The organism is Streptomyces sp. ISL-10, assembly GCF_018614575.1.
In the GTDB taxonomy this organism is placed as follows: domain Bacteria; phylum Actinomycetota; class Actinomycetes; order Streptomycetales; family Streptomycetaceae; genus Streptomyces.
Map to the genome: position 1 here is coordinate 1 of NZ_JAGGOJ010000049.1, position 13,806 is coordinate 13,806.

Below are 13,806 nucleotides of genomic sequence, written 5' to 3' on the forward strand. Positions count from 1 at the left end.
ACCACACGGCACTGCGCCGGCAGCGCGGCACGACACCGCCCAGTTCGACACCACCGCTCAGCTGCTGACGCGCATAACCGCTCAGCTCGGCACCCAGCTGAGTCACGTCCGACTGAACGGAACCCGCAGCGCATGCCCCCGACCCGCCATCGGCCGTCCCTCGTCGCGGTAGCCCACGGCAGCCGCGACCCGCGCGCCCTGCGCACCGTCCTCGCCCTCCTGGAGCGCGTCCGCGAGCTCCGGCCCGGTCTCGACGTCCGCCTCGGACACATCGAACTCAACGAGCCGCTGCTCACCGACACCCTCGCCGGGCTGAACGGTGCGCCCACCGTGCTCGTGCCGTTGCTGCTGAGCCGCGGCTACCACGTCAAGCACGACCTGCCGCAGGCCGCGGCGGCCGCGCCCGGCGGCGGCGAGCACATCCGCATCGCCCGGCCCCTCGGCCCGCACCCCCTGCTGGCCGAGGCCCTGTGGTCCCGGCTGGCCGAGGCCGGCTGGCACGAGGCGGACGGCACCAGCCGCAGTGCGGGCGTCGTGCTCGCGTCCGCAGGGTCGCGGGACCCGGAGTCCGCCGAGGACACCCGCCGCATGGCGCAGCTGCTCGGCGACCGCCTCGGCGGCGTACCCGTCGTCGCCGCGTACGCCTCCGCGCTCTCGCCCACCGTTCCCGCCGCCGTCCGCGCGCTGACCTCCCGGGGCCGGCACCGGATCGCCGTCGCCTCCTACTTCGCCGCGCCCGGGCTCTTCGCCACCCGCAGCGCCGCCGCCGCACCCTGGATCGCCGCCGACCCGCTCGGCACCCACCCGGCCCTCGCCCGCCTGCTGCTCCACCGGTACGACGAGGCACGGACCCGCCCGTACGCCGTGCAACGCCACGAACTCTTCGCGGCCTGAACAACTTCCCGCACGCCCTGCCGCCCCACGGCTCTCCGCGACCTGGACCGCCGACCGGGCGGTCCGCAGCCTGAACACCTGAACAATGGCCAACCGAGCGGCGGTCCGCGGTCTGGACGACCGATGGGCGGTCCGCGGCCTGAGCAATGGCCAATCGAGCGGGCGGTCCGCGGCCTGGACCACCGACCGGGCGGTCCGAAGCCTGAACAGGCGGTCCGCAGCCTGAACACCTGAACAATGGCCAACCGAGCGGGCGGTCCGCGGCCAGGACCACCGAAGGGCGGTCCGCGGCCCTTCCTGGTCCCCACGGTCGGCCCCGCCGGTTACCTTCGGTGCATGGATGGCACTGGCACCACCGGCACCGACGGCACCACCTGGCCGCCCGACCCCCAGGCACCCGGACCGCACATGTCCGCCCCCGGATCCCGAGTCCCGGAGACGTACGCCCTGGACCCCTCCGCCCCCGACGGCTACGGCACCGCGGACGCCGAGCGCTTCGCCCCCGAGCCCGACAAGCGGCCAGGCCGTACGGCCTTCCAGCGCGACCGCGCCCGCGTCCTGCACGCGTCCGCGCTGCGCCGCCTCGCGGGCAAGACGCAGGTCGTCACCCCGGGCACCCGCAGCCACGCATGGGACGCCAGCCCCCGCACCCGGCTGACGCACTCCCTGGAGTGCGCGCAGATCGGGCGCGAGCTCGGTGCGGCGCTCGGCTGCGACCCGGACCTCGTCGAGGCGGCCTGCCTCGCCCACGACCTGGGCCACCCCCCGTTCGGCCACAACGGCGAACAGGCGCTCAACGAATTCGCCGAGGACTGCGGCGGCTTCGAGGGCAACGCCCAGTCGCTGCGGCTGCTCACCCGTATCGAGCCCAAGCGGTTCGTCAGCGTCCCCGGCCAGGACGAGCCGGTCAGCGTCGGGCTCAACCTCACCCGGGCCGCGCTGGACGCCGCCACCAAGTACCCCTGGCCGCGTGGCGGTCATCCCACCGACCCGGCCTCGGGCAAGTTCGGGGTGTACGAGGACGACCTGCCGGTCTTCGCCTGGGTCCGCCGCGGCGCACCGGCGCACCGCAAGTGCTTCGAGGCGCAGGTCATGGACTGGTCCGACGACGTGGCGTACTCGGTGCACGACTTCGAGGACGGGCTGCACGCCGGGCACATCGACCCCAACTGCCTGCTCTCCCCGACCGAGCGGGACGGGATCTGGGCCGTCGCCGTAGGACGGTACGTACCGAAGGACACCGATCCCGAGGAGCTGTCCGAGGCTCTGGACCGGCTGATCGACGCTCCCTGGTGGCCGCACCACTACGACGGCTCGGCGGTCGCCCAGGCCCGGCTCAAGGACGCCACCAGCCAGCTCATCGGCCGGTTCGCGCTCGCCGCCGAGGGTGCCACCCGCCATGCGTTCGGCAGCGGCAGGCTCACCCGCTACGAGGCCGAACTGGTCGTCCCGCGTCCCACGCGCAACGAGTGCGCGGTCCTCAAGGCCGTCGCCGACCGCTACGTCATGCAGCGCGCCGAGCAGGAGGCGCTCCGCGCCGACCAGCGCATCGTGCTGGCCGAGCTGGCCGATGCGCTCACCGTTCGCGCACCGGAGGGGCTGGAGCCGCAGTTCCGGGCACTGTTCGAGGCCGCACCGGACGACCGGGCCCGCAAGCGCGTGATCGTCGACCAGATCGCGTCACTCACCGACGCGTCCGCCCGCACCCTGCACGCCCGGCTGCTCCTGCGCCGCTGACTCCCCGCGCCCGCTGTGCCGGGTACGGTGATCGTTTGGCGTTTCGTCCGATTTGGCACGCCCCAGGGTCACTCCCTCTTCCGTCACCAGGCTCCGTGCGGGACGCTCGCTGAAGGCCCAGGGGGCGAAGGACAAGCGGCGCAGAGACAAACAGTGCAGGGACTTGCAGGGACTCAAGGAGGCATCACGTGGTCGACGCACATCGGACATTCGTCATCGTCGGCGGTGGACTCGCCGGCGCCAAGGCCGCCGAGACCCTCCGCGCGGAAGGATTCACCGGACGAGTGATCCTCGTCGGCGACGAACGCGACCACCCCTACGAGCGTCCACCGCTGTCCAAGGGCTTTCTCACGGGCAAGGAGGAACGCGACAGCGTCTTCGTCCACGAGACGGGTTGGTACGCCCAGGCGGACATCGAGCTGCACCTCGGCCAGACGGTCGTCTCCATCGACCGCGCGGCCAAGTCCGTCCGCCTCGGCGAGGGCACCGAAGTCCACTACGACAAGCTGCTGCTCGCCACCGGCGCCGAACCGCGCCGCCTCGACATCCCGGGCACCGGCCTCGCCGGGGTCCACCACCTGCGCCGCCTCGCCCACGCCGACCGGTTGCGCGGCGTCCTCGCGGCACTCGGCCGTGACAACGGCCACCTCGTCATCGCCGGCGCGGGATGGATCGGCCTGGAGGTCGCCGCCGCGGCCCGCGGATACGGCGCCGAGGTCACCATCGTCGAACCGGAGGCCACCCCCCTGCACCAGGTCATCGGGCCCGAGCTCGGCCAGGTCTTCGCCGAGCTGCACCGCGAGCGCGGCGTCCGCTTCCACTTCGGCGCCCGTCTGACGGAGATCACCGGCCAGGACGGCATGGTGCTCGCCGTCCGTACGGACGACGGCGAGGAGCAGCCCGCCCACGAGGTCCTGGCCGCGATCGGCGCCGCCCCGCGCACCGGACTGGCCGAGGCGGCGGGCCTGGCGCTCGCCGACCGCGCGCACGGCGGCGGCATCGCCGTCGACGCGAGCCTGCGCACCTCGGATCCCGACATCTACGCGGCGGGCGACGTCGCGGCGGCCCAGCACCCGCTGATCGGCGCCCGCCTGCGCGTCGAGCACTGGGCGAACGCGCTGAACGGCGGCCCGGCCGCCGCGCGTGCCATGCTCGGCCAGGCCGTGACCTACGACCGCGTCCCCTACTTCTTCTCCGACCAGTACGACCTGGGCATGGAGTACTCGGGCTGGGCGCCCCCGGGGTCGTACGACCAGGTGGTGCTGCGCGGCGACGCCGGCAAGCGCGAGTTCATCGCGTTCTGGCTGAGCGGGGGCCGGGTGCTCGCGGGGATGAACGTCAATGTGTGGGACGTCACCGAGGCCGTCCAGCAGCTGATCCGATCGCGGGCGCAGGTGGACGCCCAGGCGCTGGGCGACCCGAGTGTCCCGCTCGCGGAGCTGCACGGCTGAGGAGTGGGTCCGCGCACCACCGTAGAATCCAGGCGTGGCAGGCAGGATCAACGATGACGACGTGAAGGCGGTACGGGACGCGGTCCCGATCGACGCCGTCGTGTCCGAGTACCTCCAGCTGCGCAACGCGGGCGGCGGCAACCTCAAGGGCCTGTGTCCCTTCCACGACGAGAAGTCACCCTCCTTCCAGGTCAGCCCCAGCAAGGGCCTGTTTTACTGCTTCGGCTGCCAGGAGGGCGGCGACACCCTCGACTTCGTGATGAAGATCGACCATCTCTCCTTCTCGGAGACGGTCGAGCGCCTCGCCGCGCAGGCGGGTATCACCCTGCGCTACGAGGAGGGCGGGTACAACCCCACCCACCAGCGAGGGGAGCGCATCCGCCTCGTCGAGGCCCACAAGATCGCCGCCGAGTTCTACGTGGAGCAGCTCGACGGGCCGGAGGCGGAGATCGGCCGCAAGTTCCTCGCCGGGCGCGGCTTCGACCAGGCGGCCGCCCAGCACTTCGGCGTCGGCTACAGCCCGGCCGGCTGGGACCACCTCACCCGCTACCTGCGCGGCAAGGGCTTCAGCGACAAGGAGCTCCTCCTCTCGGGCCTCTCCCAGGACGGCCGCCGCGGCCCCATCGACCGCTTCCGCGGCCGGCTGATGTGGCCCATCCGCGACATCACCGGCGAGGTCGTCGGCTTCGGCGCCCGCAAGCTGCGCGACGACGACAACGGCCCGAAGTACCTGAACACCCCCGAGACCGCGATCTACAAGAAGTCACACGTCCTGTACGGCATCGACCTCGCCAAGAAGGAGATCGCACGCGCCAGCAGCGCCGTCGTCGTCGAGGGCTACACGGACGTGATGGCGTGCCACCTCGCGGGCGTCACCACCGCCATCGCGACCTGTGGCACGGCGTTCGGCGGCGACCACATCAAGATCCTGCGCCGGCTGCTGATGGACAACGCCACCGCCGAGGTGATCTTCACCTTCGACGGCGACGCGGCCGGGCAGAAGGCCGCGTTGCGGGCCTTCGAGGACGACCAGAAGTTCGCCGCCGAGACGTCCATCGCGATCACCCCCGGCGGTATGGACCCGTGCGAGCTGAGGCTCGCCGAGGGCGACGCGGCGGTGCAGAAGCTGGTCGAATCCCGCACTCCGCTCTTCGAGTTCGCGATCCGGCAGATGGTGGCCCGGCACAATCTGGAGACGCCGGCGGGCCGCGCCGCCGCTCTCGACGAGGCCGCGCCAGTCGTCGCCGCCATCAAGAACGTCGCGATCCAGCACGAGTCGGCCGTCCAGCTCGCCGGCATCCTCGGCATCCTCGACACTCAGTTCGTCGTCAAGCGGGTGGCTCAGCTGGCCCGTTGGGCCCGCGAGCGCGGCCCGGAGCGCGGCGGTCGCGGTCCGGAGAGGCCCGCCTCCTCGCGGTCGCGGCAGCAGGTCCAGGCGCCGGCCGTCACGGCGTCCGGGCCCGCGCTCAACCTGCGCAGCCCCGCCCACCGCACCGAGCGCGAACTGCTCAAGCTCGCCCTCCAGTACCCCGCCCTGGTCTCGCCCGCCTTCGACGCGTACGGCATCGACGAGTTCACCGCCCCGCCGTACGCGGCGGTCCGACAGACCATCGAGGAGGCGGGCGGTGCCGAGCAGGGCGCCGAGGACACCTCCGGCTACCTCGCCCGCGTCCGCGAGGCCGCGCCGAACGACACGGTGCGCGCCCTGGTCACCGAGCTCGCGGTGGAAGCGATCCACGCCCGCACGGTCGACGAGGTCTACGCGGGCGTCCAGCTGGTCCAGGTCCGCCTGCGCGCCGTGGACCGCCGCATCCGCGACGTCCAGGGCACCCTCGCCCGCCTCGGCCCGAACGCCGACCCGGAGCAGCACGGAGCGGTGGCGAACGAGCTGTGGGTGCTCCAGCAGTACGGCCAGTCCCTGCGCAATCAGGGCGCGGCGGCGCTGTAGCGCACCGCTCGGCCCGGCTCAGCGGGACGCGGAGGCCGGCGCGAGGGCGGCGTCGAGGGCGCAGCGGTCGCTCCGCGTAGTACCCGTTCAGCAGGCCGTACAGGAACGGGTGACCTCCGCCGCAGCAGCACCGGTGTACGGCTTGAATGCGCCTGATCGGACGGCGGGAAGGCATGGCGATGGTTCTGGAGCTGCTGCCGGAGGTGGGAGTTGCCACGCTCAGGCTCGGCATGTCGGCCGGCGAGGCGGTCGGGGCCGCGCGCGAACTGGGCTTCGCCCCGTCCGATCCGGACTTCGGCGACGCGCCTGGACAGGTGCTCTGCGAGCACGGGGAGTCCCTGACGGAGTTCACTCTCGGTTTCACCAAGGGCGCGCTGACCGACATCCATGTGTACCGGTTCCGAATCGAGGACGCGGATGTGACGGTCGTCCTCGACGGGCTCGACGTCTTCCGCACTCCCAGCGACGAGCTGCTGGAGCGCCTTGAGGAACGGGGCCACACGGTCGAGCGGAACGACGACGGCGTGGACACCCTTCCCGACCTCAAGGTGATCCTGTCGAACGAGAGCAGTTTTGAGCACCCGATGGACGAGGAGGGGGACCCGATCCACTTCGACTACGCCCTCGTCACCTCGGTCGACTTCCGGGGGCCGCGCGGGGCCTGACCTGGCGGCCGCCGACAGGGCCGGTCGTCCTCGGCCGGCTCGCACTCGGTCGAGGACGACCGTGAACGTCTTTCCCGCGCCCACCGTGCTCTCCACGTCACCGTCCCGCCGTGGTCGCGGACGGCGAGCGCGGTCAGGGCGGCCCGGTCGAATTCCGCGTCGAGCAGCGGTTCGAGGTGGTGCTCGAAGTAGCCGTCCGCCACCTTCGGCGTGTACGGCGACCACGGGGCCGTCTCGATCTTCACCCGCGCCGGGTCGAAGCCGTCCGCCCGCAGCCGGGCCACCAGCCCGTCGGCCGCGGCCCGTTGCGCGGCGTACCCCTCGCGATCGCGAAGGGTCGGCATCGGCTGCGACACCATCCGGCCGCGCGCCGGCACGAGGTGGATCGCCTCAGGCCGCGCCGCGGCTGCCCGCGCGCCCAGCCGGAGCACCCCGGGTGCATCCCCGCAGTGGACCGCCACATGCCTCTCGTACGCGTCCTCGGCCTCGCCGTCGCCGTACTCGCGTTCGTCGATCTCCCGCACCGGCCGATCCCACCAGACCAGCACACATGGGGCATCCGAGTAATCGTCCGGTCACACCGGGTCTCAAAAAGTCACCGCACGCCCCTCGTGGCGGAGATGTGTCGTACCCCACACTGGGGGGCGGTGCCTGAGCCCTCGGAGCTGCCACACGCCCCCCGACCGGCAGCGATCACCCTGGAGGTCGCCCCCGTGCAGACCCGGACCCTGACCGAGACCGACGCCGTCGTGGCCGTCGCCGCGGCCGCAGTCGAGCAGGTGCCCGTGCAGGGCCGGCCCGCAGGCCACCCCGAGGCGGTACCGGACGCCATGCAGCGGACGGTGCCCGACGCCGCCGCCGACGAGCTCGAACCGCCCGTACTGCCGCGGCCCGTGGGCCGCGCCGCCGAGGCATCGGGCCCGTCCTCCGACCTGTTCCGCCAGTATCTGCGCGAGATCGGACGCATCCCGCTGCTCACCGCGGTCGAGGAGGTCGAGCTGGCGCGGCGCGTGGAGGCCGGCCTCTTCGCCGAGGAGAAGCTGGCGAACACCCCCGACCCGGACTCCCAACTGGCCGTCGACCTGGACCGGTTGGTGGTCATGGGCCGGGTCGCCAAGCGCCGTCTGATCGAGGCCAACCTCCGACTCGTCGTCTCGGTCGCCAAGCGTTACGTGGGCCGCGGGCTGACCATGCTCGACCTCGTCCAGGAGGGGAACCTGGGCCTGATCAGGGCGGTCGAGAAGTTCGACTACGCGCGAGGCTACAAGTTCTCGACGTACGCGACCTGGTGGATCCGCCAGGCCATGTCCCGCGCACTCGCCGACCAGGCCCGCACGATCCGCGTGCCCGTCCACGTCGTCGAGCTGATCAACCGCGTGGTCCGCGTCCAGCGCCGGATGCTCCAGGAACGGGGCTACGAACCCACGCCCGACGAGGTCGCCGCCGAGCTCGACCTGCCACCCGAGCGGGTGGGCGAGGTGCTGCGGCTCGCCCAGGAACCGGTGTCGCTGCACGCTCCGGTGGGGGAGGAGGACGACGTCGCCCTCGGCGACCTCATCGAGGACGGCGACGCCGCGTCCCCGGTGGAGTCGGCGGCCTTCCTGCTCCTGCGCGAGCACTTGGAGGCGGTGCTCTCCACCCTGGGCGAACGCGAACGCAAGGTGGTGCAACTGCGCTACGGCCTGGCCGACGGCCGCCCCCGCACCCTGGAGGAGATCGGCCGCCTCTTCGGCGTGACACGCGAACGCATCCGCCAGATCGAGTCCAAGACCCTCAACAAACTCCGCGACCACGCGTTCGCGGACCAACTCCGCGGCTACCTGGACTGACGGCGCGCCCGCGCAGCACCCCGCCGGGGCTCCTTACTCCACCTCCACCACCGCCTGCGCGAACTGCGCCGCGTACAGCCGCGCATACGCCCCGTCCGACGCCAGCAGCTCCTCGTGCGTGCCCTGTTCCACGATGGAGCCGTCCTCCATCACCAGGATCACGTCCGCGTCCCGGATCGTGGAGAGCCGGTGGGCGATGACGAAGCTCGTGCGGCCGTGGGCCAGCCGTGCCATCGCCTTCTGGATCAGGACCTCCGTACGGGTGTCGACCGAGCTCGTCGCCTCGTCCAGCACCAGGATCACCGGGTCCGACAGGAAAGCCCGCGCGATGGTGATCAACTGCTTCTCGCCGGCGCTGACGCCCGAGCCCTCGTCGTCGATCACCGTGTCGTAGCCGTCGGGCAGTGTGCGGATGAACCGGTCCGCGTGCGCGGCTCGCGCGGCATTCTCGATCTCCTCGCGGGTCACCCCGCGGGACGCGCCGTACGCGATGTTCTCCGCGATCGTGCCGCCGAACAGCCAGGTGTCCTGGAGCACCATCCCGATGCCCGACCGCAGGTCCTCCCGGGACAACTTGGCGATGTCGACCCCGTCGAGGGAGATCCGCCCGCCGGTCACCTCGTAGAACCGCATCAGCAGATTGACCAGCGTGGTCTTGCCCGCACCCGTCGGGCCCACGATCGCGACTGTGTGGCCCGGCTCGACGGAGAGCGACAGGTTCTCGATCAGCGGCCTCTCCGGGTCGTAGCGGAACGACACCTTCTCCAGCGACACCCGGCCCTCGGCCCGCTCGGGCCGCTCGACGGACGGCCCGTCCGGCTCCTGCTCCTCGGCGTCCAGCAGCTCGAAGATCCGCTCGGCGGACGCGACACCCGACTGGACCAGGTTCGCCATCGAGGCGACCTGCGTCAGCGGCATCGAGAACTGGCGGGAGTACTGGATGAAGGCCTGTACATCACCGATGGACAGGGAGCCGGAGGCGACCCGCAGACCGCCGACGACGGCGACCAGCACGTAGTTCAGGTTGGAGACGAAGAACATCAGCGGCTGCATCATCCCGCTGTTGAACTGCGCCTTGAACCCGGCCTCGTACAGCGCCTCGTTCTGCTCGGCGAAGTCCTGCGCCGACTCCTTCTGGCGGCCGAAGACCTTCACCAGCGCATGCCCGGTGTACATCTCCTCGACATGGGCGTTGAGCGCGCCCGTCGACTTCCACTGGGCGACGAAGTGCGGCTGCGACCGCTTGCCGACCTTAGTCGCCACGGCCACCGACACCGGCACGGTGACGAGCGCGACCAGCGCGAGCAGCGGCGAGATCCAGAACATCATCGCCAGCACGCCCACGATCGTGAGCAGCGAGTTGATCAGCTGGCCCATCGACTGCTGCAGCGTCTGGGAGATGTTGTCGATGTCGTTGGTGGCGCGGCTGAGCACCTCGCCGCGCTTGGCCTTGTCGAAGTACGACAGGGGCAGCCGCGACAGTTTCGCCTGCACGTCCTCGCGCATCCGGTACACGGTCCGGTTGATCACCTTGATCGACAGACGCGTCGACACCAGCATCAACAGGCCCGCCGCCACGTACACGGCGAGCGCCACGAGCAGCACATTGCCCACGGCGGAGAAGTCGATGCCCTGGCCCGGGGTGAAGCCCACCCCGGAGAGCATGTCCGCGAGACCGTGGTCGCCTTTCTCCCGCAGCCCCTCGACGGCCTGCTCCTTGGTGGTGCCCTCGGCCATCTTCCGCCCGACGACGCCGGCGAAGACCAGGTCGGTGGCCGTGCCAAGGATCTTGGGCCCGACCACATTCAGCGCGACACTCAGCACAGCGGCCGCCAGCATCCACCACAGTGCGGCCCGCTCGGGGGCCAGGTGGCGCAGCAGCCGCTTGCCGGAGCCCTTGAAGTCCATCGACCGTTCGCCGGGGGCCTGCCCCGCCATCATCCGTGCAGCAGGTCCCCCGCTCATGCGGCCTCCGCCTCCGTCAGCTGCGAGAGCACGATCTCGCGGTAGGTCTCGTTGCTCTGCATCAACTCGTGGTGGCTGCCCGCCCCCACGACCCGCCCCTCGTCCAGCACCACGATCCGGTCCGCGTCACGGATCGTCGACACCCGCTGGGCGACGATCACGACGGTCGCGTCGGCGGTCTCGCGCGCCAGCGCGGCACGCAGCGCCGCGTCCGTGGCGTAGTCGAGCGCGGAGAAGGAGTCGTCGAACAGGTAGATCTCCGGGCGCTGGACCAGCGTCCGCGCGATCGCGAGCCGCTGGCGCTGACCGCCGGAGACGTTCGTCCCGCCCTGGGCCACGGGCGCGTGCAGGCCGCCTTCGAGGCCGCGGACGAAGTCGGCGGCCTGCGCCACCTCCAGCGCCTGCCACAGCTCCTCGTCACTCGCGTCCGGCTTGCCGTAGCGCAGGTTGGTCGCCACGGTGCCGGAGAAGAGGTACGGCTTCTGCGGCACGAGCCCGACCGTGCGCGCCATCAGCTCCGGGTCCAGCTCCCGTACGTCCACCCCGTCGACGAGCACCTCGCCGCCGGTCGCGTCGAACAACCGCGGCACCAGCCCCAGCAGGGTCGACTTGCCGCTGCCGGTCGACCCGATGATCGCGGTGGTCTCGCCCGGCCGCGCGACCAGGTCGATACCGCGCAGCACCGGCTCCTCCGCGCCCGGATAGCAGAAGTCCGCGCCGCGGACCTCCAGATGCCCACGGGCACGCAGCTCCCGCACAGGCGCGGTCGGCGGTACGACGCTGGAGTCGGTGTCCAGCACCTCCTGGATGCGCTCGGCGCACACCTCGGCCCGCGGCACCATCATGAACATGAAGGTCGCCATCATCACGGCCATCACGATCTGCATCAGATACGCGAGGAACGCGGTCAGCGCGCCGATCTGGAGGGCACCGCTGTCGATACGGTGCGAGCCGAACCAGACGACGGCGATGGACGATATGTTCACCACGGTCATGACGGTGGGGAACATGAGCGCCATCAGCCGGCCGGTGGACATCGACACGTCCGTCAGCTCGTCGTTCGCCCCGCGGAAGCGCTCCTTCTCAAACGGGTCCCGGACGAACGCGCGGATCACACGGTTGCCCGTGATCTGCTCGCGCAGCACCCGGTTCACGGTGTCCAGCCGCTCCTGCATGGTGCGGAACAGGGGCCGCATCCTCTTGACGATCAGCGACACGGCAATGCCGAGCACCGGCACGACCGCCAGCAGCACCCCCGAGAGCGGCACGTCCTGGCCGAGCGCCATCACGATGCCGCCGACGCACATGATCGGCGCCGACACCATCAGCGTGAACGCCATCAGCACCAGCATCTGGACCTGCTGCACATCGTTCGTCGTGCGCGTGATCAACGACGGCGCACCGAAGTGGCCGACCTCGCGGGCGGAGAAGCTCTGCACCCGCGCGAACACGTCGGCCCGCACATCCCGTCCGAGCGCGGCGGCGGTGCGCGCGCCGTGGAAGACGGCCCCGATGTTGCAGAGCACCTGGACGACACTGATGCCGATCATCAGCGCGCCGACGGTCAGGATGTGACCGGTGTCCCCTGTGACGACACCGTTGTCGATGATGTCGGCGTTCAGGGTCGGCAGATAGAGGGTGGAGCTGGTCTGCAGCAGTTGCAGCACCACCAACAGGGCGATCGGTTTCTTGTACGGACTCAGGTAGGTCCGCAGCAGTCTCATCAGCACGTGCAGTCTCTCGGGCTCGGCGAGATCGGAGGTCACCTCATCTTCCGGCACCCCGTCGCCGAAACCCCAAGGGTTTTCCCCAAGCGCGAGTCAAAAGCAGATCGTCATACCGGCGGGTGGAACGCCCCCGGGTGGATCTGGTCGCGCGTCGCCCCGTACTGCTGGCGCACCGCCTTGCCCACCGCGGCCTCCTCACCCGGCTCGAAGACCTGCGCGGCCGCACCCTGCCAGGCCGGCGGAGCCTGCGGGGACAGCGTTCCCCGCGCGACGCCCAGCGCCCACGCCGCCTGCCGGGCCGCGCCCAGGGCCGCGTAGTCCGCCGGCTGCGGCACGACGACCTGAGCCCCGAAGACGGCGGGTGCGATGGCCTGGACGGCGGGCAGTTCGGCGGCCGCCCCGAGCAGGAACACCCGGCGCACCTCGACCCCGCGCCCCCGCAGCACGTCCATCGCGTCGGCCAGGGAGCAGAGCATGCCCTCGAACGAGGCCCGTGCCAGGTGCTCGGGCTTCATGGACTCACGCCGCAGACCGGTCAACGTACCAGCCGTGTGCGGCAGTTGAGGGGTGCGCTCGCCCTCCAGATACGGCAGCAGCACCAGCCCGGACGAGCCCGGCGTCGACTTCATGGCGAGCGCCGACAGCTCGGCCAGGTCGGCCGCGCCCAGCAGGTCGGCGGTGCCGCGCAGCGCCCGTACGGCATTGAGCGTGTGCACGACCGGCAAGTGCATCCCGGTCGCGTCGGCGAACGAGGTGATCATGCCGGTCGGATCGGCCAGCGCCTCGTGGTGCACCGCCATCACGGAACCGGAGGCCCCCAGCGACACCACCGCGTCGCCGGTGCCGACGCCGAGCCCGAAGGCGGCCGCCATGGTCTCGCCGGTGCCCGCGGAGATCAGCAGCCCCTCCGGCGTGGTCCCCGCAGCGTCGGCCGGTCCCAACACGTCGGGCAGCGCGCACGGATGCCCGAGCGCGAGCTCGACAAGATCCGGGCGGTACGCGCCGGTGCCGGCCGACCAGTAGCCGGTGCCGGAGGCGCCGCCGCGGTCGGTGGTCCGGCGGGCAGGCCGCCCGAGCAGCTGCCACACCAGCCAGTCGTGCGGCTGCAGCACGGCCGCCACCCGCTGCGCGGCCTCCGGCTCGGTGCGGGCCAGCCAGCGCAGCTTCGCGACGGGCTGGGCAGCCTGGGGGACCGATCCGACGGCCTCGGCCCAGGCCTGCCGCCCGCCGAGCGCGTCGATCAGATCGGCGGCCGCGACCTGGGCGCGCTTGTCGTTGCCGAGCAGCGCGGGCCGCACCGGGCCACCCTGCGCGTCGAGCGTGATCAGGCCGTGCTGCTGGGCGGAGACGCCGATGGCCTGCACACCCTCCAGCAGCCCGCCTCCGGCCGCCTCGCCGAGCGAGAGCAGCCACGCCTGAGGATCGACCTCGGTGGCTTTGGGCTCGATGGGATGTGGCGCGTATCCCTGGCGCAGCACGGCGCCTGTGTCCGCGTCGCAGACGACGATGCGTGTGAACGCGGACGAGCTGTCCAATCCGGCGACTATCCCCATGTCCGGAATTCTGCCGTACGCACGGAGCGGTCTGGTC

10 protein-coding genes are annotated in these 13,806 nt (G+C 71.6%); 6 read left to right on the forward strand and 4 right to left on the reverse strand.

Features of this window, described 5'->3' with window-relative positions; genetic code table 11:
• Nucleotides 1-132: 132 nt before the first annotated feature.
• From J7E88_RS34780 to J7E88_RS34800, 5 genes are all read left to right on the forward strand, one after another.
• A complete protein-coding gene (locus J7E88_RS34780) occupies nt 133-894 on the forward strand; it encodes a sirohydrochlorin chelatase (protein ID WP_215187501.1) in 762 nt (253 codons plus the stop codon).
• A 336-nt stretch (nt 895-1,230) separates the two neighbouring features.
• Nucleotides 1,231-2,631, forward strand: coding sequence for a deoxyguanosinetriphosphate triphosphohydrolase (locus J7E88_RS34785; protein WP_215187502.1), 1,401 nt, complete (start codon nt 1,231-1,233; stop codon nt 2,629-2,631).
• 188 nt (nt 2,632-2,819) lie between these two features.
• Nucleotides 2,820-4,082 carry an FAD-dependent oxidoreductase gene (locus J7E88_RS34790; protein ID WP_215187503.1) on the forward strand — a complete coding sequence of 421 codons (1,263 nt, stop codon included), beginning with the start codon at nt 2,820-2,822 and terminating at the stop codon, nt 4,080-4,082.
• Nucleotides 4,083-4,116: 34 nt separating this feature from the next.
• Nucleotides 4,117-6,030 (forward strand): DNA primase, encoded by a 1,914-nt coding sequence (gene dnaG / locus J7E88_RS34795; protein ID WP_215187504.1) that lies wholly within the window; start codon nt 4,117-4,119, stop codon nt 6,028-6,030.
• 173 nt (nt 6,031-6,203) lie between these two features.
• Nucleotides 6,204-6,695 (forward strand): hypothetical protein, encoded by a 492-nt coding sequence (locus J7E88_RS34800; protein WP_251023653.1) that lies wholly within the window; start codon nt 6,204-6,206, stop codon nt 6,693-6,695.
• On the opposite strand, the gene J7E88_RS34805 is transcribed toward J7E88_RS34800, so the two are convergent.
• Complete coding sequence (locus J7E88_RS34805) at nt 6,647-7,219, reverse strand: hypothetical protein (protein ID WP_215187505.1); 573 nt, start codon at nt 7,217-7,219, stop codon at nt 6,647-6,649. The genes J7E88_RS34800 and J7E88_RS34805 overlap by 49 nt on opposite strands.
• Before the next feature lie 96 nt (nt 7,220-7,315).
• Here J7E88_RS34805 and J7E88_RS34810 point away from each other — a divergent pair, with 96 nt between their 5' ends.
• Nucleotides 7,316-8,524 (forward strand): RNA polymerase sigma factor, encoded by a 1,209-nt coding sequence (locus J7E88_RS34810; protein WP_215187506.1) that lies wholly within the window; start codon nt 7,316-7,318, stop codon nt 8,522-8,524.
• A 33-nt stretch (nt 8,525-8,557) separates the two neighbouring features.
• Here the strand turns inward: J7E88_RS34810 and J7E88_RS34815 are convergent, their stop codons facing one another.
• The 3 genes from J7E88_RS34815 to J7E88_RS34825 form a co-directional block, all read right to left on the reverse strand.
• Nucleotides 8,558-10,465, reverse strand: coding sequence for an ABC transporter ATP-binding protein (locus tag J7E88_RS34815; protein ID WP_215187521.1), 1,908 nt, complete (start codon nt 10,463-10,465; stop codon nt 8,558-8,560).
• Between the two features lie 20 nt (nt 10,466-10,485).
• Nucleotides 10,486-12,219 (reverse strand): ABC transporter ATP-binding protein, encoded by a 1,734-nt coding sequence (locus tag J7E88_RS34820; RefSeq protein WP_215187522.1) that lies wholly within the window; start codon nt 12,217-12,219, stop codon nt 10,486-10,488.
• 104 nt (nt 12,220-12,323) lie between these two features.
• A complete protein-coding gene (locus tag J7E88_RS34825) occupies nt 12,324-13,769 on the reverse strand; it encodes an FGGY family carbohydrate kinase (RefSeq protein ID WP_215187507.1) in 1,446 nt (481 codons plus the stop codon).
• Between the last annotated feature and the right edge of the window lie 37 nt (nt 13,770-13,806).

What these genes read in the sequence shown, in the direction of transcription:
- J7E88_RS34800 (WP_251023653.1), top strand. Translation starts at nt 6,204, where the DNA reads ATGGCGATGGTTCTGGAGCTGCTGCCGGAGGTGGGAGTTGCCACGCTC.
- J7E88_RS34780 (WP_215187501.1), top strand. Translation starts at nt 133, where the DNA reads ATGCCCCCGACCCGCCATCGGCCGTCCCTCGTCGCGGTAGCCCACGGC.
- J7E88_RS34785 (WP_215187502.1), top strand. Translation starts at nt 1,231, where the DNA reads ATGGATGGCACTGGCACCACCGGCACCGACGGCACCACCTGGCCGCCC.
- J7E88_RS34810 (WP_215187506.1), top strand. Translation starts at nt 7,316, where the DNA reads ATGTGTCGTACCCCACACTGGGGGGCGGTGCCTGAGCCCTCGGAGCTG.
- J7E88_RS34825 (WP_215187507.1), bottom strand. Translation starts at nt 13,769, where the DNA reads ATGGGGATAGTCGCCGGATTGGACAGCTCGTCCGCGTTCACACGCATC.
- J7E88_RS34815 (WP_215187521.1), bottom strand. Translation starts at nt 10,465, where the DNA reads ATGATGGCGGGGCAGGCCCCCGGCGAACGGTCGATGGACTTCAAGGGC.